The sequence below is a fragment of the Dehalococcoidales bacterium genome (assembly GCA_030698765.1).
GTDB lineage: Bacteria > Chloroflexota > Dehalococcoidia > Dehalococcoidales > UBA2162 > JAUYMF01.
In genome coordinates, this window is sequence record JAUYMF010000065.1 from 1 (window position 1) to 22,832 (window position 22,832).

The 22,832-nt window shown below is 51.4% G+C and carries 25 protein-coding genes; 20 read left to right on the forward strand and 5 right to left on the reverse strand.

What is annotated here, in order from left to right:
* The first annotated feature begins 388 nt into the window (after positions 1-388).
* From Q8Q07_03065 to Q8Q07_03155, 19 genes are all read left to right on the forward strand, one after another.
* The gene (locus Q8Q07_03065) at positions 389-541 is read left to right on the forward strand and encodes a DUF3096 domain-containing protein (GenBank protein ID MDP3879273.1); all 153 of its coding nucleotides are present in this window, start codon (positions 389-391) and stop codon (positions 539-541) included.
* A gap of 89 nt (positions 542-630) precedes the next feature.
* Entirely contained in the window at positions 631-882 is a 252-nt protein-coding gene (locus tag Q8Q07_03070; GenBank protein ID MDP3879274.1) for a hypothetical protein, read from the forward strand.
* A gap of 1 nt (position 883) precedes the next feature.
* A complete protein-coding gene (locus Q8Q07_03075; protein ID MDP3879275.1) occupies positions 884-1,180 on the forward strand; it encodes a YtxH domain-containing protein in 297 nt (98 codons plus the stop codon).
* Between the two features lie 30 nt (positions 1,181-1,210).
* Positions 1,211-1,438, forward strand: a complete 228-nt coding sequence (locus Q8Q07_03080; GenBank protein MDP3879276.1) for a YtxH domain-containing protein — start codon at positions 1,211-1,213, stop codon at positions 1,436-1,438.
* Between the two features lie 206 nt (positions 1,439-1,644).
* The gene (locus tag Q8Q07_03085; GenBank protein ID MDP3879277.1) at positions 1,645-2,280 is read left to right on the forward strand and encodes a DUF502 domain-containing protein; all 636 of its coding nucleotides are present in this window, start codon (positions 1,645-1,647) and stop codon (positions 2,278-2,280) included.
* A 28-nt stretch (positions 2,281-2,308) separates the two neighbouring features.
* Entirely contained in the window at positions 2,309-3,208 is a 900-nt protein-coding gene (locus tag Q8Q07_03090; GenBank protein MDP3879278.1) for a YihY/virulence factor BrkB family protein, read from the forward strand.
* A 14-nt stretch (positions 3,209-3,222) separates the two neighbouring features.
* Positions 3,223-4,092, forward strand: coding sequence for a presenilin family intramembrane aspartyl protease (locus Q8Q07_03095; GenBank protein ID MDP3879279.1), 870 nt, complete (start codon positions 3,223-3,225; stop codon positions 4,090-4,092).
* Positions 4,093-4,367: 275 nt separating this feature from the next.
* A complete protein-coding gene (locus tag Q8Q07_03100; GenBank protein ID MDP3879280.1) occupies positions 4,368-4,664 on the forward strand; it encodes a zinc-ribbon domain containing protein in 297 nt (98 codons plus the stop codon).
* 184 nt (positions 4,665-4,848) lie between these two features.
* Positions 4,849-5,031, forward strand: coding sequence for a hypothetical protein (locus Q8Q07_03105; protein MDP3879281.1), 183 nt, complete (start codon positions 4,849-4,851; stop codon positions 5,029-5,031).
* A 432-nt stretch (positions 5,032-5,463) separates the two neighbouring features.
* Positions 5,464-5,664 (forward strand): hypothetical protein, encoded by a 201-nt coding sequence (locus Q8Q07_03110; GenBank protein MDP3879282.1) that lies wholly within the window; start codon positions 5,464-5,466, stop codon positions 5,662-5,664.
* A 234-nt stretch (positions 5,665-5,898) separates the two neighbouring features.
* Entirely contained in the window at positions 5,899-8,247 is a 2,349-nt protein-coding gene (locus tag Q8Q07_03115) for a GAF domain-containing protein (GenBank protein MDP3879283.1), read from the forward strand.
* A 34-nt stretch (positions 8,248-8,281) separates the two neighbouring features.
* Complete coding sequence (locus Q8Q07_03120; protein ID MDP3879284.1) at positions 8,282-8,950, forward strand: response regulator transcription factor; 669 nt, start codon at positions 8,282-8,284, stop codon at positions 8,948-8,950.
* A 157-nt stretch (positions 8,951-9,107) separates the two neighbouring features.
* On the forward strand, positions 9,108-9,806 hold the full coding sequence (locus Q8Q07_03125) for a response regulator (protein ID MDP3879285.1): 699 nt from the start codon (positions 9,108-9,110) through the stop codon (positions 9,804-9,806).
* 93 nt (positions 9,807-9,899) lie between these two features.
* On the forward strand, positions 9,900-10,382 hold the full coding sequence (locus Q8Q07_03130; GenBank protein ID MDP3879286.1) for a cyclic nucleotide-binding domain-containing protein: 483 nt from the start codon (positions 9,900-9,902) through the stop codon (positions 10,380-10,382).
* A 118-nt stretch (positions 10,383-10,500) separates the two neighbouring features.
* A complete protein-coding gene (locus Q8Q07_03135) occupies positions 10,501-11,484 on the forward strand; it encodes a 4Fe-4S dicluster domain-containing protein (GenBank protein ID MDP3879287.1) in 984 nt (327 codons plus the stop codon).
* Positions 11,481-12,785: an NrfD/PsrC family molybdoenzyme membrane anchor subunit gene (nrfD, locus tag Q8Q07_03140; GenBank protein MDP3879288.1), complete on the forward strand. Its 1,305-nt coding sequence runs from the start codon at positions 11,481-11,483 to the stop codon at positions 12,783-12,785. Before Q8Q07_03135 ends, nrfD begins: the two co-directional genes overlap by 4 nt.
* A 3-nt stretch (positions 12,786-12,788) precedes the next feature.
* Positions 12,789-13,010 (forward strand): hypothetical protein, encoded by a 222-nt coding sequence (locus Q8Q07_03145; protein ID MDP3879289.1) that lies wholly within the window; start codon positions 12,789-12,791, stop codon positions 13,008-13,010.
* A gap of 38 nt (positions 13,011-13,048) precedes the next feature.
* Positions 13,049-13,774: a c-type cytochrome gene (locus Q8Q07_03150; protein ID MDP3879290.1), complete on the forward strand. Its 726-nt coding sequence runs from the start codon at positions 13,049-13,051 to the stop codon at positions 13,772-13,774.
* A 248-nt stretch (positions 13,775-14,022) separates the two neighbouring features.
* Positions 14,023-14,670, forward strand: a complete 648-nt coding sequence (locus Q8Q07_03155; GenBank protein MDP3879291.1) for a response regulator transcription factor — start codon at positions 14,023-14,025, stop codon at positions 14,668-14,670.
* Between the two features lie 5 nt (positions 14,671-14,675).
* Here Q8Q07_03155 and Q8Q07_03160 read toward each other — a convergent pair whose 3' ends face one another.
* The 5 genes from Q8Q07_03160 to Q8Q07_03180 form a co-directional block, all read right to left on the reverse strand.
* Positions 14,676-16,328, reverse strand: coding sequence for an AMP-binding protein (locus tag Q8Q07_03160; protein MDP3879292.1), 1,653 nt, complete (start codon positions 16,326-16,328; stop codon positions 14,676-14,678).
* A 193-nt stretch (positions 16,329-16,521) separates the two neighbouring features.
* Positions 16,522-17,721, reverse strand: a complete 1,200-nt coding sequence (locus tag Q8Q07_03165) for an MFS transporter (protein ID MDP3879293.1) — start codon at positions 17,719-17,721, stop codon at positions 16,522-16,524.
* 64 nt (positions 17,722-17,785) lie between these two features.
* Positions 17,786-19,306: a YifB family Mg chelatase-like AAA ATPase gene (locus Q8Q07_03170; protein ID MDP3879294.1), complete on the reverse strand. Its 1,521-nt coding sequence runs from the start codon at positions 19,304-19,306 to the stop codon at positions 17,786-17,788.
* Between the two features lie 213 nt (positions 19,307-19,519).
* A complete protein-coding gene (locus Q8Q07_03175) occupies positions 19,520-19,909 on the reverse strand; it encodes a hypothetical protein (GenBank protein ID MDP3879295.1) in 390 nt (129 codons plus the stop codon).
* A gap of 138 nt (positions 19,910-20,047) precedes the next feature.
* The gene (locus Q8Q07_03180) at positions 20,048-21,028 is read right to left on the reverse strand and encodes an ABC transporter ATP-binding protein (GenBank protein ID MDP3879296.1); all 981 of its coding nucleotides are present in this window, start codon (positions 21,026-21,028) and stop codon (positions 20,048-20,050) included.
* 359 nt (positions 21,029-21,387) lie between these two features.
* On the opposite strand from Q8Q07_03180, the gene Q8Q07_03185 reads away from it, so the two are divergent.
* A partial coding sequence (locus tag Q8Q07_03185; GenBank protein MDP3879297.1) for an excinuclease ABC subunit UvrA occupies positions 21,388-22,832 on the forward strand: 1,445 nt, incomplete at its 3' end.

A 22,832-nucleotide genomic window follows, 5' to 3' on the forward strand; every position in this document is an offset into this window, starting at 1 on the left:
AGCGCTATCCAGTTCCTTCTTGGTTCAGTGACGCTATAAAATACCTTTCGGCTGGGTAACTCTCTCAAATTCCGGAGCCGTTTTCGCGCCTGGGCTCCGGAAGCAATGTCCACGCGGCGGAGATGCTGAGTCTTTTCTATAATTCCGGCGTCTGACGTAAAGTCAAAGTGAAATTGCCGGCCCGGCTACTATATTCGGCGACTCCCGGGGATAGAGGCGTTTGCTAAATGTCATAATTTTGTAATTTTGTCGTCTGAAATTTTATGACTATTAGATGCCGCCCCGTGTATTATTTTATCGAAAGGATAGTCCTTAAGCGTGCTGACGTAAACCGATACAGGCTAGCGCGAGGCAGCGGCAACTCAACAGGAAGATAAGGAGGTGTAAAGTGGCTGGTGTTCTTGGCGTAGGCGGACTGGTGGGGGGGATTATCACCCTTATTTTAGGCATAATCATACTGGTATGGCCCAGAATCATCGCTTATGTGATTGGTATATGGCTGATTATCGTAGGGATAGTAGCCATAGCCAACTCGGTATGACCATCCGTACCTCAGTTGAGAGAAGAAAGACTAGCCCGGCAGGTGCCGCTATTTTTACTCAAATTCTACCGTGAGAAGGGAGTAAGCCTGTGGAGATTGAACCGCTGCGAGACATTGTAATCATTGTCTCGGGACTTGTGGTTACGCTGGTTGCTCTTTTTGTCGCTGTGATTTCGTTTTCATTATACCGGAAGGCCAATAGTATCCTGAAATCAACAATGGCTGCGGCAAAAAAGATAGAAGAAGTGGGAAAGCCGCTGCTTCAGGCTGCCGGGTTCTTACAAGGAATAACTTGCGGAATTCTGGCAATGGGTAAAATCTTTAAGAAAAGGAGTAAATGAAATGTCAGAGAAAGAAAGCGCTACCGGATTTGGAATGGGTATCCTGATAGGTGCTACCATTGGTTTAGCCATTGGTCTCCTTTATGCTCCTAACGCCGGTAAAGAAACACGAACCATGTTGAGGGAGAAGGCGGAAGAGTTAAGGGAGAAGGCGGGAGAGACAAAAGACAGGGCGGAAGATATCATCGAAGAGGCCAGGGAAAAAGCCAAAAAGATTGTTGAAGAGGCAAAAGATAAGGTGTCCAGGTTCAAGAAAGAAGAAAAAGGATCAGAACACGAGGTTTCCGCAATCAGTTAAGTCTTACTTGGATTAAACAGGAGGTAAACGATGACCAGTAAAGATTCGGCGGAAGGATTTGCTTTGGGAATGCTGGCGGGAGCGGCTATCGGTTTGGCTGTGGGCATTCTGTATGCGCCACACTCAGGTACAATAACCCGGGGGCTTATTGATGAGAAGGTGCATGAGGCGACGCATAGAGCTGAGAAAATCGTCGAAGAAGCAAAAGATAAAGCTGAGAATATCATAAAAGAGGCAAAATCGAAAGTGGTCGGTTAGGCAGGCATTCGGGTTAACCCCGGCGTGAAAATCGGTTGCCCGATTTTTCAAGGCAGGTTATCATAAGAAATGATGACCTGCCTTGAGCCATTACGGTCAAGCTCATGGAGGGGCAGTGCATATATTGAAAGGTAAATATGCAGGATAATTCTGGAATAAAAAAGCTAACGAAGTTAACACAAGATTACAGACAGTTCCTCCGCAGCTTGCCGCGCTGTATTATCACTTATCTTGTTCACGGTATTATAATCATCATTCCACTGGCAGTCACCCTCTGGGTACTAATCTGGGTCTTTAATGTGGTTGATGGAATACTGGCTCCTATTATTACGTGGGGATTCGGCCGTCCGCTGCCGGGCGTGGGTTTCATTGTCATTATTACCACTGTTGTTTTAATCGGCTATTTCGGCCTGAAATTCGGGCACCGGAGAGTCTTCGATTTCTTTGAAACGCAGATAATCAGAGTACCGGTTGTGGGTTCCATATACGGTGGGGCCAGGGAAATGCTGGAGAGCTTCAATGCTACTTCAAACAGTAAGTTCTTGGAAGTGATCTTCATGGAATTTCCTCGCAAGGGTATCTACACGGTAGGCTTTGTCACCAAGGAAGCTGAAGATAAAGATGGCAGAAAAGTTCTCAATGTCTTCATCCCGACGGCTCCAACCCCGGCCGGCGGTTTTCTGCAGATTGTCCCGGAATCTGAGATAATTCATACTTCAATGTCAATTAGTGACGCTATGAAGCTTATTGTCTCCATGGGAGGAGTATCACGCAAGGACATTGCGGACATGCTGGTGCGGGTGCCGGAGCCGGAAAGTAAAGGTAACATTCTGGAAATCTGATTTTAGCGTCGTAATGAAAAGGTATGGAGTGAGAACGGGTTATATCAGGCAGAAAATACGCAGTATAATTCAGGAGCTCAAAGAAAAACCGGCTGTATCACTCGTTGTCCGGGTTGCTCAGGGGTTGGGAGAAGATGAGGCCGGAGATATGGCGGGCAGCATTGCCTACTTTGCGATTCTATCTGTGTTTCCACTGCTGCTTGGCATAATCGCTCTACTTGGCTTTTTTCTTCCGTCAGAAGCGGTACAGATGCAGATATTCCGGTTTTTTGAGCAGTATATACCGGGTTCAGACCAGGTCATTGAACGCAACATCAGGGGCATAATAGAATTGAGAGGCTCTCTGGGATTGTTTAGCGTCATCGGTTTGTTCTGGACGGCAAGCGGCATTTTCGGTGCAATCGGCCGTGTTGTCAATAAAGCCTGGAATATACGGACCTACCGCCCTTTCTATGTTCGGAAGCTGCGTGACATCGGTGTGGCCATGGGTACCAGCATTGTGTTCTTCCTCTCAATGGCATCAACCGTCTTTTCATCCGTGATCCCCGCAATAGATTTGCCGGTACTGGATTCGCTGACACTGATTGTAAGCAGACTGGTTGCGTTCATTCTTATCTTCATTACGATGTTGCTGCTGTATAAATTCATACCGAATACGAAAACATACTGGCGAGATGTCTGGCCCGGGGCACTTCTTGCGGCTATCCTCTTTGAAATAGCCAGAACCGCTTTTACTATCTACCTGAACAATTTTGCCAGCTATGATGTTATCTACGGGTCAGTAGCTACCGTTATCATCCTGCTGGTCTGGATATATCTGTCAGCGTTTATTGTCATCATTGGAGCGGAGTTTGCCTTCGAATATGGCCGGATGCGCCGGGGCCGGGGTCATCGCTCTCCGGTGCGGGTACGGCTGAAAGACGGTTAGCAGGGTGAAGTTATATGTCACCTGATGAAGTGATGAAAGCAAAAATCAGTCCCTTCTTCTGGAGTGGGATCGTGCTGGTCATGGCTCAATCCCTGACCTTACATGTAGCGTTCCGGGAGAAGCTTTACTTAGAGGCGAATCAAATTAGCTCGCCCGATATCTCTCTTGGGCCGGTACTCGTCTACTTTTTCGGGGTAGTGGTGCTGCTGGGACTGGTACTTTTCTTTCTGCCGGTAAATAAGCTAAGGGTCGTCTTTCGTGTTGCCTTTGCAGTAATGCTTGGCTGGGGCGCATTTATCAGCACAGTGTTTACTTTACCCGGATACTTGCCTTATGCCGCCGCCGCAGCCGCCGCTATTATCTGGTTTTTCTGGGCCAGGATCTGGTTGCATAACTTACTTTTTGTGGGAGCGCTCGCCGGCGCCGGCGCAATGTTCGGCTTTCTTTTTAGCCCGTGGACATTCATGATTTTCATGTTGATCGTAGCTGTATACGACGTGCTGGCGGTGCGCTTCGGCTATATGATGTGGATGGCCGGCCGGTTTTCCGACTTTGACGCTATGCCTGCCTTTGTTTTTCCAAGGAGACTTGCAGACTGGAACCGGAGCCTTGATGAAGTGAGGCTGAGTGAACTGGCAACGCAGGAATCAGTTCAGCGTGATTTTTCCATATTGGGTGGTGGAGACATCGGGTTTCCTCTGATGCTCAGTGTCTCCGTGTTTTTTGCGGCTGGTCTGCCTGGAGCGATAATCGTTGGTCTGTTTGCCCTTGCCGGTCTTATGGGCGCCTTCCTGATCCAGCTGCTGTGGCTGAAAGATAAGCCTATGCCTGCTTTATCACCGATTGCCCTGACCTGTCTTGCCGGTCTTCTGATTGCAACCTGATGTTAAGACGCGCTTGTTCATCCAGGGGAGTAACCCTGGTCCCCGGATTAGCCAGCGGGATAAGCCTGTTGGTGGAGAGGAAATATCAAAATTCGGAAGCGGACTTTTCGTCTGGAGAGCTTTCTGATGATGAGCGGATAATGGACTTTTAGCGCATATTCGTGTATAATAAACACTGATTAGTATAGGTTTAGGTTATTACAAGCTATGCAGGAATACTCAAGTATTGGATGACCGGAACTCTAGCTAAAATATCAAAGAGAGGAGGTCATCCAATGAGTTTTGAGGACAAATCAATCCAGTGTTCCGATTGTGGAACTACCTTCATCTTCAGTGCCGACGAACAGGAGCTATTCCAGTCCAGGGGCTATACTAATGAGCCTAAGCGCTGCCTTCCCTGCCGCCAGGCGAGAAAGTCAGAGCGTTCCGGAAGCAGCAGCTTCGGTTACCAGCGTCAGATGTTTCCCGTAGTATGCGCCGAATGCGGCAAAAATACTGAAGTGCCCTTTCAACCGCGCGGTGATAAACCGGTATACTGTAGCGATTGCTACCGTAAGGTCAGTCCCCGGTAATGTCATAACGTAATAAGCAGATTAAGAATGCACACGGGCTGGAGATAACCGGCCTGTGTGTATTCTTGAGATAGGCTTATCAGTCAGGCTTCATTCCCCCAGACTTAATCTTCGATCTGTTCAAGTCTAAAATGCTCCCGAACTAACAGGAAAGTTAAAGATTTTTAAACGAGGAGGCGCAAAGATGATTGGAGTTACCGAGCGTGCTAAAGAGGAACTGAAGAAGATACTGGATGCTAATACGGATAATCCTGAAGTGTCCTTGAGACTCATGGCTAATGACCAGGGACAACTTGGCCTGGCGATAGACAGGGAAAAACAGGGGGACCAGACGGTCGAACACGAGGATGCAAAAATTGCTGGTTGAAGAGAACCTGGCCGATGCGCTTCAGGGAGTTACTATTGACGTTGAAGATACTTCGGATGGGGCCAAGCTGGTAATTTCCGGCGAATCTTCGGAATAGGCAGGCCATGCGTTTCCATCCATCTGAAAAAGTCGGCAAATAAGCTCCCGGACAGGTAACCGCAAAGAAATTTCAGTGCCCCTGTCTCGGAAATACGTCGCTTTATTCTCTTCTCTCTCCCCCCTGTTCAAGCCAGGGGCAAGCTCTTTACGAAAGGGATTGTTCAAGGAATTTCTAAGACGCCGTACCAGATTCTCTTCACTGTTCCTTCGTTTCGGCACAGGGCTTTGGTCAGGGTATGCTACGGGTACTTTTAGTGTAAACCTCTTATCCGTCTTTGGTATATAATATATAAGAGAGCACAGAAAACCCTTTGATTAACAAGGAGGGGGAACATGATAAAAGTCAAAACTTTCACCAACGAGATCAAGATTTTCCATACCAGGGAGGAGCTCGGCAAGCTGGATGAGCAGGTTAACCGGTTCATCTCAGAAAATGGTATCAAGAAGCTAATCGGGGTCAGTGATGCCTGTACCACTGACAATACCGGAGCGACGATAGGTATTATCAGAACGGTTGCCTATGAAGAAAGTTAATAAGTCTGCCTTTCTCTTTAGTAATACGGTTTTTATTAACGGATAGATGCGTATCTATTTGACTTTGGCTGTTGCCCTGTATCATAATTCTGTATAATTGGGGATATAGCTCATGGTTTCATGAAACATCCGGTTTTTACGGTTAAGCCCCTGCATATTTAAGGGCTGCGCTGGACGCTGGAATACTTAGAACCTGAGCTTAACTATCCGGAAGATTGTGAGGAAGAGGATAAATTGGCGGCAGTACGTTCTACCATAATATCTTTTACCAACCTGACCCTGCAAAAAAGGATTGGACTGCTTGTCTTGACCGGGCTGGTGATCGGCCTTGGGCTTTTTAGCTGGTTAGGGATACAATCGGTAAGAGACAGTGTTGACAGGACGCTCGAAGAGCGGCTTGTCTTGGCGCGGATGATGGCCAGCCACATGGATGATAACTTGGAGCACCTGTTCCTGCATTTGCAAAGGGCGACTGATTTTAATGGTTCACTTCCCTCGGCTGAGCAGTTTAAGGAAACGGCGGATTCACTGAGCGGGATACTGGCTGAATCCGGAATCTCAGCACGAAATATTATTCTGGTTGATAGCAGTGGCCGGGCCATACAGGTTGAACCGGAGGATAGCGGGATTACAGGTATAGATATGTCCGCTTATCCTGAAGTGGCGGAAACTCTCCGTTCCGGTGTTCCAACTATATCCGGCCTGGTATCTGATTCCCTGGTGGGAGTGCCGGTGGTGCTCATCAGCGTCCCCGTTGCTGATTTAGAAGGGGTGAGTCTCGGGGTGCTCACTGTTCTGATTGACATTAATCAGTCGAATATAGGCGCTTTTGGTGAGACGGTGACATTAGGTAAGACCGGATACACCGAGATTGTTGATGGAAACGGGGTTATCGTGGCCAGAACCAGGCCGGCTTCACCTCCCGCAATGTTTGAAATGAGTGACCATCCCGGCCGTTTTGCCGAGCTGATTAATCAGGGACAGGCGACAGTTGGAGTGTGCCACCGCTGTCATGAGGCCAATGAGACCTTACAGCGGCGTAAGGATATCCTTGCCTTCGCTCCCATGTCTACGGCTTCATGGGGTGTCGCCATCCGGCAGGCAGAGGAAGAAGCACTGGCACCGACGCAGCAGTTAGGACAGAGATTGTTATTCTTGGGCGTGTTACTGGTGCTTGGAGTATCTTTACTGGCGTGGACGGTGATGCAGGGGATCGTCAAGCCGATTAGGGTGCTTACCTCGGCGACGAAAAGGGTGGCGGCGGGAGAATTCAAGGCGGTAGTTCCGACCAGGCGCCAGGATGAGATTGGGCAGCTTAGCGTCTCTTTCTATAACATGACACAGGAACTGTCTAAATCAAGGAATGAACTGTTGCTGCGTAATGAAGAATTGTCAGCTTTGAACTCTATCGCCGGTACTGTCAGCCAGTCTCTCAATCTTAAAGATGTGCTGGAAAACGCCCTGGAGAGAGTTCTGGAGGTTACCAGGACGGCCTTCGGCTGTGTCTTCCTGCGTGGCCCTGATGATAAAAAACTTGAGATGATGAGTTGCATCGGCTCTGCGGACGTTTTTAAGTGCCGGGAAGCGGGTTCGGGGGAGGCTAATTGCGCCTGTCACCAGGTGCTGCGTGATGGTTATGCGCTAATGGTGAATGATGTTTCCCAGTGCCCGGAACTGGTCAATGACATGGTTATTAAAGAGGATAATGACGGCTTTGTGAGCGTACCCCTTAAGTCCAAAGATAAAACTCTGGGTATTATGAATATAGCCTGCTCGAAGGAGCGTCCCTTTACTGAGGACGATTTTAGATTGTTAAGCTCCATCGGTTATCATGTGGGTCTGGCTATTGAAAATTCTGTCCTCTATGAGGAAGCGAAGCAAAAAGAGAAGCTGCGGGGACAACTGCTGAACAGCGTTATCAATGCTCAGGAGGAAGAACGGAGGAGGGTTGCCCGCGAGCTGCATGACGAGTACGGCCAGACATTGACCGGCTTGCTGGTCAGCATCGAAGCCCTGGAGAATATGACGCCGTCTGAGCAGGTGCATCTCAGGGAAAAACTGGAAAATGCCAAGTCTCTGCTCGTACATGCCCTGGAGGACTTGCGCAGGATGACGCTTGATCTGCGCCCTTCAGCGCTTGATGACCTGGGCTTGATAACGGCGATTCGAGCTCATGTCCACCGCCACCTGGAATCGGCGGGAATCCAAGTTAAATTTAAGAGCAATGGCTTGAACCGGCGCCTTGCTTCAGCCGTGGAGACGGCTCTGTTCAGGATGGTACAGGAGGCTACCTACAATATCGCTAAGCACGCTCAGGCACGGCATGTCAAAATACAACTGGAAATCACCGGTGATAAGATTATCACCGTGGTTGAAGACGATGGCAAAGGGTTTGATGTGGAAGCCGTGTTCCGGTCCAGGGTAGAGACGAACTCTCTGGGTCTCCTGGGTATCCAGGAGAGAGCGGCCCTTCTGGGCGGCACTTTTAGTATCAAGTCGGAGGTCGGGCAGGGAACCCGTATCGTTGTGGAAATCCCGATCGCCAGTTCCATTGGAGAATCCAGCCTGGTTGAAACCAAGTGAAGCGGGTGCGAGCAGGCTGAAAACCGGAGGATTTATGGCAGAAACGAGCAAAATGCGGATATTGATTGCTGATGACCATGCTATCGTTCGGGAGGGTTTCCGCACCCTTCTTGAAGCCGAGCCTGATATCGAGGTTGTGGGAGAGGCAACCAATGGCGTGGAAGCAGTCCAGAAGACGAAAGAACTGCAGCCGGATATTGTTTTGATGGATATAACGATGCCGGTCATGAATGGTCTGGAAGCCACCCAGCAGATTAAGCAGGACAGCCCGCATGCCAAAATCCTGGTACTGACCATGCATGAAGGGGATGAGTACTTCTTTAAGTTCCTGGATGTCGGGGCGTCCGGTTATTTTGTCAAGGGGGGCTCTTCCAGTGAACTGATTTCAGCCTTGCGCATCGTGCGGAATGGCGACGTCTTTCTGTACCCCACCATGGCCAAAAAGCTCCTCAGTGATTATCTGCAGCGGGTAAAAGCGGGTAGTGACAAGGAGAGCTATGACGGACTGACCAGCCGGGAAAGGGAGGTACTGAAGCTCATTGCCGAAGGTCATACCAATCAGGAGATCGCTGACCTTCTGGTCCTCAGCATAACTACGGTGCAGACCCATCGCGCCCATATCATGGCCAAGCTGGGACTGCGCAGCCCCACCGAGCTGGTTAAGTATGCTTTACGTCATGGATTCATCGTTCTGGATACTTGATTCTAAGTAGTCAATCACGCTTTCTCATCAAAGCAGGGTAACAAATAATACATATTTTCTGTATTTAAGTTCCCCCTTTCCGTGGATGGTGCGCCTGTTCCGGATATGCTAGCCTTAAAGTATAGACTAGTAATTTGGTTCCGGGAGGGTTGGTGCCATGAGAAAACATAACGTACGGGTAATCGTCGCTTCAGAATACTCCAAAGCACGGGATTTCCTCAGGGAGGCGGTGGAAGCGGAAGAGGGAAATATTGTTATCGGGCAAGCCCGGGATGCGGGCAGGGCATTGGAGCTGGTCAAGAGCCTGAGACCTGATGTTGCTATCATCGATAGCAGTCTGCCTCATGTTATCGGTCTGGATGCGGTGCCGCTGTCGCGGGTAGGTGGACTGGATACCGCCCAGGCTATTTCCGGAGAAGTCCCTAACACGAAGGTGATACTGCTGCCCAGTCTGGACAAAGAGACAGTCGCTGAACGTGTCCTGGGCCTGGATAATGCTCCATTCTTTTCCAGAAAGACCAACGGATCACATACCCCGTTTAAACTGCACGACCTTTTCCATGAGCTGGTGACGCCGGAAGGAATGGTCTTCGCTGACATTGAAGTTAAACCACGTGAAATCACCGTGCAAAAAGGCGGTGATACTGCCGGGAAAGTCATCTTTTTTGGCGGACTGGCGGCTCTGAGTGGCTGGTTTTTCATCCTTACCGTGTTCCTGGCCCCGGTTGGAATAGTTCTGACCCTGGCGGGGTTGGCAGTTATGGGTTTGGGTCTGACAGGAAGGCTGCTGGCTTCGTTAAAGGCCAGGTTTTCCATGCAGGGCAAACCCGGGAAAAAGGGTGACGCAGAAAGCTAGCCGCCTTAGCCAATAATAAGGTTCTATAACCCCGTCGAGTCACTTTCTTTGAGGAATTACGAATTATATTGTCAGGAGTGAAAGCATACCAGGATGACAACAAAACAGCTTCTTAAAAAATGCCAGATTTTCGCAGCGCTGAATGATAGCGAACTGGAGAAAATTGTTGGTTTCGTCTCCGAGAAGCAATATGATGCCGGAACCACCATCTTTCAGGAAGGTGATAGCGCCGAGGAACTAATGATCTTGCAGGAAGGGAAAATAGCTGGTCAGATGACACTGTCATCATCTGACCAGGGAACGGCTCGCAGGATAACGGTTGACGTGATTGACCCGAATGAAGTGATTGGCTGGTCGGCCCTGGTGGAGCCATATACTTATACTCTTACCGCTGTCTGCCTGGAAAAAGTCAAGGTTGTGGCCATTCCTGCCAGCAAGCTCAGGCGACTATTGCAGGATGACCCCAGGGTTGGTTATGAAGTAGTGAGAGGGCTGATCAGGGTAGTGGCTTCCAGGCTGGATGATACCAGGAAAGTGCTGGTCAGTGAACGTTTTTTACCTTCAAGAACAGTGTAGGGGTCAGTTTCCGGATCCATTGAATTTGCAGGGGGCAAGATAGAACTCGACGACCTCCTGATGGCGGGGTGGATTGGAAGTCTTGCTTTACATTATGTTATTATAAAAAGGGAAGTTTGTGCGAGATAATCAGGATAATCAGAAAATAGACAATCTAAGTCGGCGGAATTTTATCAAGAAGTCGGTGGTGGGAGCGGGGTTGTTAGCTGCCTTATCATCCCCTTTTATCCCGGTATTGAACCGGAGCAAGGTACTCGGATCCCCCGTTGCACAGGAAGGTTCCAGCAGCCTGTCGCTCAAGGAAGATGACCAGACCCAGCCAGCCGGGAAGGTGCAGATGGGTATGGTGGTTGACCTGGAGAATTGTGACGGCTGCCTTGAGTGCGTTTACGCCTGTTCCCATCATAATTCTCTTCCAAAGGGGGTCCTCTGGCTATATGTCCTGGCTTTCCAGGACCAGAACCGGGAAGATCCGAACTTCCTGCTGCGCCTGTGCCAGCACTGCGGCAACCCGCCCTGTGTAAAGGTCTGTCCGGTACGTGCCCGTCACAAACGGGAAAAGGACGGACTCGTCCTGACCGACTACAATCTCTGCATTGGCTGCCGTTACTGCATGGTTACCTGCCCTTACGGTGTAAACTACTTCCAGTGGGACGAGCCGCCGCCAAGGAATCCCGGTGCTATTGAAAAATTTACGGACTCCCGGGGCCGCTGGGTTATCGGCAATCCGCCTAAGGGGGTAATGGGGAAGTGCGAATTCTGCCCCGAACGACAGGATGATGGAAGAGAGAACGTTGTGTGCGAACTGACCTGTCCCCATAATGCCATCCATTTTGGCAATATGAATGACCCGGATAGCCGGCCCAACCAGTATCTGGCGCAGAAAGCTAAAGAGAAGGGCGGGAAAATCTCGACTTTCCGGCTACTGGAGGACCATGGCACCAAGCCCAGCATTATCTACATCGGTCAGCAGCCTTCCCGATCAGCCAGGCCGGTAGATGGTCCGGTGTCTTATGAAGATTGGGGACTGGTGGAGAAACGCCTTCCCCTCCTGGGTGGTCATGAACCCTGGTTCTTGAAGGTTTTTGGAGGTACCCGGTGAGAGCAAGAATTGAAACCAGAGATGATAAAATCCTCAAGCCAATGGGTGCTCCAACTATAAAATATTACCTGACACTGGCAATTTCCGGCGCAGCCTTGCTTTGGTTCCTTGCGGCCTGGGCCTGGCAACTCAGGTATGGGCTGGTGGTTACCGGTATGGGTGACTGGGGCACCACCGGAGGCATTCCCTGGGGAATATATATCGGTTCCTTCATCTGGTGGGTCGGCATCTCCCACGGCGGTATTCTTATCTCGGCCTCGGTCAGGCTGTTCAAAGTGAGGGTTTTCTATCCTGTTGCCCGTATAGCTGAGCTACTGACAATAGGGGGGCTGTCTATAGCCGGGCTATTTATTATCATCGACCTGGGGCGTCCCGACCGCGTGGTGACCAGCGTTCTCTACAATTATGTTACCACCTTCCAGACTTCCCCGCTGGTCTGGGACGTAACGGTTATCACGCTCTATTTTATCCTGACGGCAACTTACCTGCTGCTTACGCTGCGACACGATATTTATAAACTGCGCAACCGGCTGCCGGCTTTTCTTGCTCCTTTATACGGCGTGCTGACTCAGGGGTACCATCCCGATGAGGACAGAAAGGTATCCAGAATGGCCTGGTGGCTGGCCCTCGCCGTGTTCGTGCTGGCGCCCTTCCTCCTGCACGGCGGGGTTATTCCCTGGCTCTTTCAGCTTATCGCTTCCATGCCGGGATGGTTCAGCACTATCCAGGCGCCGACCTTCCTCAGCATCGCTCTTACCTCGGCTTTTGGCGCGGTCACGATTGTCTCCTACATTCTGCGCCGGGCCTTCGGGTGGGAAGAATTCCTCTCAGACAGGGTCTTTGCCAAGTTGGGAAGTGTGCTGGCGGTGGTAGCCTTCTTCTTCCTGTGGTTCGAACTTCAGCAGATTATTACCGGTTCCTTTGCGCCACCGGTCGGGCTGCTCAAAGCTACAGAAGCCAAGCTGGAAAACCCTCTCTTCTGGGTCATTATCGGGCTTGTCGGTACTTCCATTCTCTATCTGGGAGCACAGACAATCTGGCCCAGTTTATCCGGGGTAAAGCGTATTGTCGCTGCTGCGGTATTGCCGGTAGTAGCGACTCTATTTGAGAAAACACTCTTCATTGTGGAAGGACTTTCGCATCCCGATTTTGATATTTACAAGGGTGTGCCGGGTCATTACATCCCCACCTGGGTTGAATATTCTTCCATCATTGGCTCGGTGGCAATGCTGGTCATATTTTTTACTATCGTCTCCAAGGCGATTCCGATGATTGAAGCGGAAAGCGAGCACGAGGAATAGAAAATGCTGGAGTGGATAGGCGGTACGCCGGTTGGTCTGTGGTTGATTCCCGGCATCATTCTGATGCCGATATATGGCATGCTGCTGGCATGGTTTCTGGGTAAACCGCGTAATTACGCCATGGCTCTCCGCGGCTTCGTATATCTGCTGGCGATGGCGGTGATGTTGTGGGGAGGATTATTTGTACTCAGTATGGTGATAAAGTTCGTCTTTTTCCAATCATAGCTTGAAAAAAAGGGATTACCTCCGGTTTAAGAGAAGGCATGAAAGTTCCCGGTGTGAACAAGGATAGCGGAGAGAAAACGAGCAGAATGAAGATGAAATCGGCCTGGTTAGGCGGGGCGCTGGTACTTGGTCTAAGCGTCCTGTCTATTTCCTGCGGCATGATAGAGCCACCGCCTCCATCCCCGCCCACGGCAAAAGTTGTGGTGCCGTTAATACCGCACTCGATAGAAGGCCGTGATGATTGCCGTGTCTGTCATGAACGTGGGATTGGTGGCGCGCCTCAATTCCCTGTTGTAACTCATAGCGAACGTCCCAGCGACGTCTGCCTCGCCTGCCATGAGCCGGCATCTGCTGGCACGGAAACTGCGGACCGATTGAAAGTGCCTCTGGAGAAGAGAACGGCGTTTCCCTATTTTGATAATGAGGAAGGTAATACCTCAGCTACAACGCCGAAACAACCGGAAGAGACGATATCGACAACTCCGCAGACACCATCAGAGGCCTCACCTGAGATACCAGCAGCGGTATCGGCTAAAGAATTATATGATTCTCGATGCGCTGCCTGTCATGGAGCAAACCGGGAGGGTATTCCTGGATTTGCCCCCGCTTTAACTCCGGAGAGCCTGGCAGCGCTCGGTGATACCGAGATAAGAGATGTTATTGCAGATGGCCGTACCGGCACAGGAATGCCGCCATTTAAGGCAACCCTTAGTCTGGAGGAAATAGATGCCCTGCTCCATCTCATCAAGTCTCCCGCACCTTAGAGATTTAGAACATTCATTATTACCGGATCTTACCTCATCCTTCTCGCTGGTTGACTGAACTTAGGGAGCCGGGTGGCGCTACTTCAGTGTTAAATGGTACTATTATCATTCCAGACTTGTTATCTGCCTGGCTAAGAATGGTCTGGTAAGCGGGAGAAGTTGAAGAGGTAAATAACTTAATCTATAATTTAATCAGAAAGAGATAGCGGGATTAGCAAGGGGGGTCTTGCTGGAGTGTGAGGTTGTTGATGGAGAAAATAAAAGTATTGATCGTGGATGATCACGCCCTGATGCGTGAAGGCATCCGCGCTTTGCTTAATCTCCATAAAGACATAGAGATAGTGGGGGAAGCCTCTGATGGCAGAGAAGCCATTGAGAAAGCCAGGGAGCTTTTGCCGGATGTGGCAGTTATGGATATTGCCATGCCCGGTCTGGATGGACTGGAAGCTACCCGCCGTATCAGGAAGAAAAATCCAACGGTGAAGGTACTGGTCCTGACCCAGCACGATAACAAAGAATACATATTATCAGCCATCAAGGCCGGAGCGGTAAGTTGTGTTTCCAAGAGAGCCCTGGGTTCGGAACTGGCTACCGCTATTCGTACCGTGTATAAAGGGGACTCTTTCCTTTACCCGTCGGCGGCTTCGATATTGATTGAGGACTACCTGCGCCAGGTTGCCGAAGAACCTTATGACCGCCTGACCGATAGGGAAAGAGAGGTGCTCAAGCTGATTGCGGATGGTTACACCAGCCGTGAGATTACCGAAATGCTTTGTATCAGCCTGAAGACGGTGCTGGGACACCGTGCCAAGATAATGGAAAAGCTGGATATACATAACCGGACTGAGCTTATCAAATACGCTATGCGTAAGGGACTGGTAAGCATCGAACCATAAACGGATTAGGCCGCGGTTTTTTCCCTGTCCCAAACCGTTGGTGTTACCCCTTCATCCACCAGCTTGTGCTTTTGTACCCGCTCGGTCGCCGTTTTAGGCAGGCAATCCCTGAAATCCACATATCTGGGTATCATGAACCTTGCCATCTTGTCCTGGCACCAGTCAATTAGCTCTTCAGGAGTCAGTTTACTGCCCGGTTTCAGTATCACGGAGATCTTTATTTCCTGGTCAAACTGAAACTCCGAGCTGACACCTACGGCGGCTGACTCGACTACATCGGGGTGTTTATCAATTACTGACTCAATCTCCAGGGAAGAGATGTTCTCCCCGCGGCGCCGGATGAACTGTCTGTCCCTGTCAGAGAAGAACATCCAGCCTTCTTCATCCCGGTAGCCGTAGTCCCCGGTGTGGAACCAGCCGCCCTTGACCTTCTCGGCAGTGCGTTCCGGCTCCTTATAATATTCCGCCGTGGCGGCTGTCCCGTCTCTGGGCCGGGAAACTAGCTCGCCGATAACATAAGGCGGGCATTCCTCACCGTTCTCATCGATGATTGTCACCAGGCGTCCGCCTCCTTCATCCCTGCCGATGGAACCTTTCTTGTCTCCGGGTATGTTGCGCAGACCGCCGCCGCCGTCAGAAGTAGCATAGCGTTCGATAAGGATGACTCCAAAGCGGTCATAGAACTCATCCCTGATTTCACCTATCGGGGCGTAACCATCGCCGAAGCGCATCGAGTGGTTCTTGTCGTCAGGATGCAGCGGTTGTTTCAGTAAAATGTGAGGCATGCTGCCGGCAAAGCTGAAGCAGGTGCAGCCGAACTTACGCACCTCGGGCCAGAAACGGCGGGCGCTGAAACGGCGGGTCAGCCCACAGGAGGTCTCTACATTCAGTGTCCGGGCAGTGCAGTCCATATAGCCCACATTGTGGTAAAGGGGTAAGATCACATACTGGATTTCATCAGCCGTGTGCTGGTACTTTAGCTGGGCTTTATCTCTGGGATAGTTTGAGGCCACGGCGAACCTGGCTACCGTGCCTTTAGGTAAGCCGGTAGTGCCTGAGGTGTAATGAATCCGCATTAAATCGCCGGGCTGGCGGTAGATATGGGGGATACTGGTAGAGCCCTGATAAAGCTTATGGAAGGGAACGCAGCCACCGGGCAGATTAGCTCCGTCCTGGTTGCCCAGCATAATGATTCTTTTAAGCTGTTTCAAATCCGGTTTAATCAGATCTATATTCTCCAGACATTCCTGCTCGACCACGAGCGTCTCCGAATCGGACTGATTGATGATATAGGATAAACCCTCACCCTTCAGGGCGGGATTAATCGTCACGTGTACGGCGGCAATCGCATTCGTCGCGTAGATGGTATAAAGATACTCGGGACAGTTATACATTACTATCGCGACATGCTCCCCCTTTTTTACCCCCAGGTCGAGCAGTCCGTTGGCCACCTGACTCACCTTGTCCCTGAGCGCTCCATAGGTTACCACCCGGTCTTCAAAGTATAGATAGGGCTTATCCCTGTTTCTGGCTGCTTTAGCCTCGAGAAACTCGCCAAAGGACTCTTCCGGCAACTGCGGGCGTCCGTCGAATTCATCCTTCCAGCCGGGGATTTCCCTTTTTCTTCTTTCTTCTTTTTCTTTTCTTTCTTCGTTCATTTGACTGCCTCTTACGTGTCAGGTTACTAGCGGTTATCTGTTTCAGTTTTGAAAAGAATGAAGAAAGGGTAAACTATTTGTGCCCGTACTGTCAACATTGAACTGGTTTGATTTCAGATGGTTGAAGGAAAAGATATATCTCCGATTACGGTATGGGATAGCCTCATATTCTTGTCTCGGCTGCTCCTTTTCGTTAGTCCTTTTTTCGCCCCGGAGCGGCCAGTGTTTTTAGAAAGAGAATCACAATACATACTACGGTTACCACCGAGAGTCCAGCCATGGTGATGAAGACCCAGCGGATGTCATTATTCTCGGCGATGTAGCCCAGGAAGGTTGCCGAGAAAGAGCCAAGACCGAAAGAGCCAAAAAAGTACATCCCGTAAGTGCGCCCTCTCCAGGATGACGGACTGTAATCAGCGATAAGGGTGTTAAAAATCGGTTGTCCCATGAAGTGGAAGAAGGCGAAGGCGATAGCTCCCAGCATCAGCGCCATTCCCTGGCTATTCCCGATGAGCAGCAGCAGCGGTGTTGCCGCTATGGCGACAATCACGGCCAGAACCTCGCGGCGTTTGCGCTCTGACAGGTAACCTCCGGTAAGCTGCCCGGCGACTCCAAAGATAAGGGCTATAGTGGTGAAAGAGCCGGCCAGCGCTATGGTGTCAAGGTCGAAAAGAGTGAAATGAAGTCGCCGGCTGAAATATACCGGCAGGAAGGTGATCAGTCCTTTATAAACAAGGCCGTTGGTTATTGAGGCCAGGAAGATTAGTATTAGCGGCAGGACGATTGAGCGGGAGTTTGCTTTCTCAGGATTAGCCTGGACGGTATTCTGCGCTATAACCGGGAGTTCAGTCCGTGAAAAGGCGTAAATGAGGGCGGCCAGCAGCAGGGCGGGGATGGCAAAGATGAAATAGGGCGCTCGCCAGCCCATGGATGCGGCAATAATGCCCGCCAGGAAGGGCGCTATGGCAACACCCAGATTACCGGCCATCCCATGATAACCAAAAGCCATACCCCGCCGCTCGACTGACCTGGTGATAAAAGCGGAACCTGTCGGATGGTAAATACCTATAGTTAGTCCCAGAAGCGCCAGGGCTGCGCCCAGCACGTAAACATTGGGGGCTAAGCCAACGATGATAGAGGAGATGCCTGAGCCCAGGCAGAAAAATACCAGCAACCGCCTTTCGCCGACACGGTCAGCCAGGAACCCGGCCGGTAACGCTGCCAGGCCGAAGGTGAATCCGAGGATATTGGCCAGTACCCCCAGGACAAAAAGGCCGATGCCGAATTCCTGAGCGATGCCGATAAGGACCACTCCGTAGGTTAGCTCAAAAATATGGTCTAATACGTGGCAGGCTGATGCGTAAGCGATTACCTGTTTTTCAAATCTTTTCATTCACCTTGACCGTAATAGCACTAATTTCCAGGATTAACGCTATCCTTTCTCTGTCTAATTTGAGCTATACTGCGGTTCTCGGCCGGTACTGGATGGCTTCCGCCAGGTGGTGGGATTTGATGATATCAACATTCTCCAGGTCGGCGATTGTCCGCGCCAGCTTGAGTATCCGGTGGAAGGCGCGGGCGGAAAGGTAAAGCTGCTTCATCGCCATCTTGAGCAGGCTCTGGGCGGATTCTTCTACCCGGCAAAACTCTCTGACTTCAGTTGGCGTCATTTCCGCATTACAGGCGATTCTGGTGCCGTGAAAACGTTCCTGCTGCAGAGTACGGGCAGCGATAACCCTGCTCTGGACTCTTTCTGATTTCTCACTCAGCTTATCATCCGCCAGTTTCTCGTAATCAATGTGGGGCACCTCAATGAAGATATCAACCCGGTCAATGAGCGGGCCGCTGATACGTCTCTGATATCTGGAGACCAGGCCGGGGGAGCAGGTGCACTGCCGGAAAGGATCGCCGTAATAGCCGCAGGGACACGGGTTCATAGCTCCAACCAGCATGAAGTTGGCCGGAAAGTTTACACTGCCCTGTGCCCGGCTGATGGTGATAACCTTGTCTTCCAGGGGCTGGCGCAGTGTTTCGAGCAGTGAATGTCCGAATTCAGGAAGTTCGTCAAGGAAGAGGACTCCCCGGTGGCTGAGGCTGATTTCGCCGGGACGGGGCCAGTGCCCGCCCCCTACCAGTCCGGCCCCGGAAATGGTGTAGTGAGGGGAGCGGAAGGGGCGTTGTCTGATTAAAGGAGTGTCTGATGGCAGAAGTCCGCTGACGCTGTAAACCTTGGTTACTTCCAGGGCTTCTTCACTGGTCATCGGCGGCAGTATTGATGGTAATGAGCGTGCCAGCATTGTTTTGCCACTACCCGGCGGGCCTGACATTACCAGATTATGTCCCCCGGCGGTAGCTACCTCTAAGGCCCGTTTGACGTGTTCCTGCCCCTTAATATAAGCCAGGTCGGTCATTGACGTAGCCGGGGGGACGCATTCCATGACCGGCTCAGGCTGGCACTGCGGCGCCGGAATCTCTCCGCGCAGATAACTGACCAGCTGGGATAAGGAACTGACCGGGATGATACTGATACCTTCTATCAGTGAGGCTTCTCCGGCATCTGCCTCAGGCACAATGATGGTGCTGAACCCCTGTTCGCGGGCCAGGGCAACCATCGGCAGTACGCCGTTGGTATGGCGCAGGCTGCCATCCAGTGACAGCTCACCGAGGAGCAGGATTTGGGAAGTATCGGCGAATACCTGCTCAGAGCTGAGGAGAATACCGATGGCGATGGGTAAATCATAAGCCGGCCCGGCTTTCTTGAGGTCGGCCGGGGCAAGATTAACGACGATACGCTTCATCGGGAAGGTGCAGCCGGAGTTACGGATGGCTGCCCTGACCCGTTCCCTGGCTTCCTGCACGGCGGCGTCAGGTAAGCCCACAATGGTGAACGAGGGCAACCCGGGAGAAATATCCGCCTCAACCTCAACGATAGCGCCTTCCAGCCCTACTATGGCGCAACTCATCACCTTGGCTAGCATAATTATAGGCAGTATAGCATAATCTGACGGGGTGTGGAATGCGGTTGATAGTGCCTACTTTCACAATTAGATTTACGTATTTCCTCGCCCCTTGCGGGAGAGGATTAAAGCTTGCCCCGTACCTGATACGGGGGTGAGGGGTAGCCCGTTGTACAAGGCGCTGCTCAGTGGTAGAGGCACGCGTATAAGATAACTCAATTACGAAACAAAGTACTAAAAAATATCAAAACGGGAGAATATCAGCAAAACAACACTGATTATCAGCAGGACTCCGACAGCGAAATATGCTGAGGTTTTCCACGAAAACGCCTTGCGCAGATAGAGCGTAGCGGGTACTTCCAGTTGGGCTATCTGAAGCCCGATGGTATCCTTGTTCAGTATTCCCCGTAACCGGATGCCGATATATATTTTTCCGGCGCCGGCTTCACCGGTGGGTTGCGGTTGACAGCTGATCCAGTTTTTTCTATCCAGGGAAATTTGTACCCGGTCGCCCCATCTGATGTTTTGCGGTCTGTTAGATTCGTGGATTCGGATGACCGGCTGATTGAAGTCGGCCTCATCAGCCTCCCTGACCCTCAGCACCAGTGTCGAAGTTCGGGACATGGTTAATCCCCTTCTCTTTAATAAACCGTATTGTAAACAGTCTGTCCGGCTTTGGCAATGCCGGGGAGGATGGAGAAGCGGGGTTGAGCTTGATTGAGAACTAGCGTGACTGAGCGGTTGGGGAACCCGCTGCCACTGCTAGATACGGTGACAGGCTACCCAATGCTGGCTGCCGGTGCTTTCCAGCGCCGGTTCCTGTTCCCGGCAGGTGTCCGTCACCCGGTCACAGCGGGGGTGGAAACGGCAACCGGCGGGGGGATTGATGGCGCTGGGCGCTTCTCCGGGGAGGATGATCACCTTGCGTTCGCGTTCCGCCTTCGGGTCGGGGGTCAGCACGGCAGAGAGCAGTGCTTGAGTATAAGGATGGAGCGGGTTCACGAAAAGCTTTTCGATGTCAGCCGTTTCCATGATTTTGCCCGAATACATTACCATTACCCGGTCGCTGATATTACGGACTACAGCCAGGTCATGGGCAATAAACAGGTAGGTCAGGTTACGCTCCGTCTGGAGCTTCATCAGCATGGAAACGATTTGCGCCTGAATGGAGACATCCAGCTGCGCCACCGGGTTGTCCAGCACGATGAAATCGGGTTGCAGAGAGAGGACTCTGGCAATCTCGATGCGCTGTCTCTCCCCGCCACTGAATTCGTTGGGGTGCCGGTTTACTGCCATGCGCGGCTCGATGCCTACCATCCGGAGCAGCTCATCGACTTTTTCTCTGCTTTCCTGTTCGCTGGCCAGGTTATGCAATAGCATCGGCTCCGCGACGATGTCCCCCACGTACATGCAGGGGTCCAGTGTGCTGCCCGGGTTCTCGAAGATTATCTGCATCTCCCGCCGCAGTTTTCTCATCTGGCCGCTGCTGAGCCTGGCAAGGTCTTTCCCTTCATAAAACACCCTGCCCGCGGTGATTTTGTAGAGTCGCAATATACTGCGTCCGGTGGTAGTCTTACCGCAGCCGCTTTCACCCACCAGCCCCAGCGTCTCCCCCCGGTTGATGTGGAAGCTGACTCCATCTACCGCCTTGAGGTCAGCTACCTTTCTGCGCAGAGGCCCGCTCTTTACCGGGAAATACATGCGCAGATTGTCTACTTCAAGCAGCCTTCCATTACTTTTCACTGTTGGCCCCCCAATAGTAATATTTTGGCATTATTCTACCTTGAAAGCAAGCGCTATCACCCGGCTTATGGTTACGTTTGTTTAAATTAATGCCTTTTACATCAGGATGGTTAACCCCATCCCCCTTTATCCCCCTTCCCACCGGGAAGGAGGAAGGAGACTTAGGAAGAGGGGCTTCGCCCCTCTTGGACACCCCTGATACACCCCCCAAACCATTTTAAGTTTTCCCCCTTTGCAAAAGGGGGAGTAAGGGGGATTTTCAGACGATGTGAGGGTCAGGGCAAAAAACGGTCATAGGGAACCGGCTTGTTGCGCTTGAGTGTCAGGTGATACAATAGAATTCGGGTGGAGAGAAACGCATGCCATTAGATTCCATAATTGTTAAGGGTGCCTGCGAGCACAACCTGAAAAACATTGATGTGGTTATCCCGCGGGACAAGCTGGTGGTCATTACCGGAGTTTCCGGTTCGGGTAAAAGCTCGCTGGCTTTTGACACTATTTACGCTGAAGGGCAGCGCCGCTACGTGGAATCTCTGTCGGCTTATGCCCGCCAGTTCCTGGGCAGAATGGAGAAGCCCGAGGTTGACTACATTGAAGGTTTGAGCCCGGCTATTTCCATTGACCAGAAAGGGCCGAGTCGAAACCCGCGTTCCACCATGGGTACGGTGACCGAGGTCTATGATTACCTGAGGCTGCTCTTTGCCCGTGTCGGTCATCCCCACTGCCCTCAGTGCGGAAGGGAGATTGCCAGCCAGACAGTCCAGCAGATTGTTGATGCTATTCAGAATATCCCGGACGGCAGCCGGATTATGATTATGGCGCCGCTGGTCAGAGACCGTAAGGGTGAATACCAGGCCCTTTTTGATGACCTGCGCAAAACGGGTTATATCAGGGTGAGAGTTGACGGGAACATCTCTGACCTGTCCGGGGAATTCCGGCTGGATAAGAATAAAAAACACTCTATCGAGGTAGTGGTTGATAGATTAATCGTCGGTCAGGACGGTAACCAGAGTCGCATCGCCGATTCGGTGGAGACGGCTCTCAAATTAGGTTACGGAGTGGTGCTGGTCTCGGCTATAGATGGCGAAGAGATGATGTTCTCGGAGCATTTTGCCTGTGTCTATTGCGGGATCAGCCTGGGGGAGATAGAGCCCCGTTCCTTCAGTTTTAACAGTCCTCACGGTGCCTGTCCGGCCTGTACCGGGTTAGGGGTCAAGCTGGAGATAGACCCCGAAATGATTATTCCCAATAAGGAACTCTCTATAGCCCAGGGGGCGATTCATCCGGGGTGGTGGCTGTCCTGGCATACTCATGAACTGGGGCATTTGGCGCGGCGCCATGGTTTCTCCCTTGATACGCCGGTTAAGGACTTAAGTGAGCAAAACTTCAAGCTGGTGCTTTACGGAGAAGAAGGGGAACTGGTCAAGCACCGCAGCCGTTACGGCCGGGTCAGGGAGCGTTTTACCGGCTATGAGGGGGTGATTCCTTATCTGGAGCGCCTCAGCCAGGACACGCAGTCGGAGCGTACCCGGAGTGAGATCGGGCGCTATATGATGGCGACGCCCTGTCCTGTCTGCCATGGGAAACGGCTCAAACCGGAGTCTCTGGCGGTAAAAATAGACGGGCGGAACATCGTCGATGTTAGCTCGATGTCAGTTAACCAAGCGCTGGAGTGGGCGGCCGGTCTCGGCGGTAACGGCCGCGAATCGATTCTCCGCGAACGTGAGCAGTTGATAGCCCACCAGGTGCTCAAGGAGATTCAAGCTCGTCTGGGCTTTCTTGATGATGTCGGTCTGGGCTATCT

Coding starts and splice junctions, on each gene's coding strand:
- Q8Q07_03075 (MDP3879275.1), top strand. CDS start 884: ATGTCAGAGAAAGAAAGCGCTACCGGATTTGGAATGGGTATCCTGATA.
- Q8Q07_03080 (MDP3879276.1), top strand. CDS start 1,211: ATGACCAGTAAAGATTCGGCGGAAGGATTTGCTTTGGGAATGCTGGCG.
- Q8Q07_03095 (MDP3879279.1), top strand. CDS start 3,223: ATGTCACCTGATGAAGTGATGAAAGCAAAAATCAGTCCCTTCTTCTGG.
- Q8Q07_03100 (MDP3879280.1), top strand. CDS start 4,368: ATGAGTTTTGAGGACAAATCAATCCAGTGTTCCGATTGTGGAACTACC.
- Q8Q07_03105 (MDP3879281.1), top strand. CDS start 4,849: ATGATTGGAGTTACCGAGCGTGCTAAAGAGGAACTGAAGAAGATACTG.
- Q8Q07_03110 (MDP3879282.1), top strand. CDS start 5,464: ATGATAAAAGTCAAAACTTTCACCAACGAGATCAAGATTTTCCATACC.
- Q8Q07_03120 (MDP3879284.1), top strand. CDS start 8,282: ATGGCAGAAACGAGCAAAATGCGGATATTGATTGCTGATGACCATGCT.
- Q8Q07_03125 (MDP3879285.1), top strand. CDS start 9,108: ATGAGAAAACATAACGTACGGGTAATCGTCGCTTCAGAATACTCCAAA.
- Q8Q07_03130 (MDP3879286.1), top strand. CDS start 9,900: ATGACAACAAAACAGCTTCTTAAAAAATGCCAGATTTTCGCAGCGCTG.
- Q8Q07_03145 (MDP3879289.1), top strand. CDS start 12,789: ATGCTGGAGTGGATAGGCGGTACGCCGGTTGGTCTGTGGTTGATTCCC.
- Q8Q07_03150 (MDP3879290.1), top strand. CDS start 13,049: ATGAAAGTTCCCGGTGTGAACAAGGATAGCGGAGAGAAAACGAGCAGA.
- Q8Q07_03155 (MDP3879291.1), top strand. CDS start 14,023: ATGGAGAAAATAAAAGTATTGATCGTGGATGATCACGCCCTGATGCGT.
- Q8Q07_03160 (MDP3879292.1), bottom strand. CDS start 16,328: ATGAACGAAGAAAGAAAAGAAAAAGAAGAAAGAAGAAAAAGGGAAATC.
- Q8Q07_03165 (MDP3879293.1), bottom strand. CDS start 17,721: ATGAAAAGATTTGAAAAACAGGTAATCGCTTACGCATCAGCCTGCCAC.
- Q8Q07_03170 (MDP3879294.1), bottom strand. CDS start 19,306: ATGCTAGCCAAGGTGATGAGTTGCGCCATAGTAGGGCTGGAAGGCGCT.
- Q8Q07_03175 (MDP3879295.1), bottom strand. CDS start 19,909: ATGTCCCGAACTTCGACACTGGTGCTGAGGGTCAGGGAGGCTGATGAG.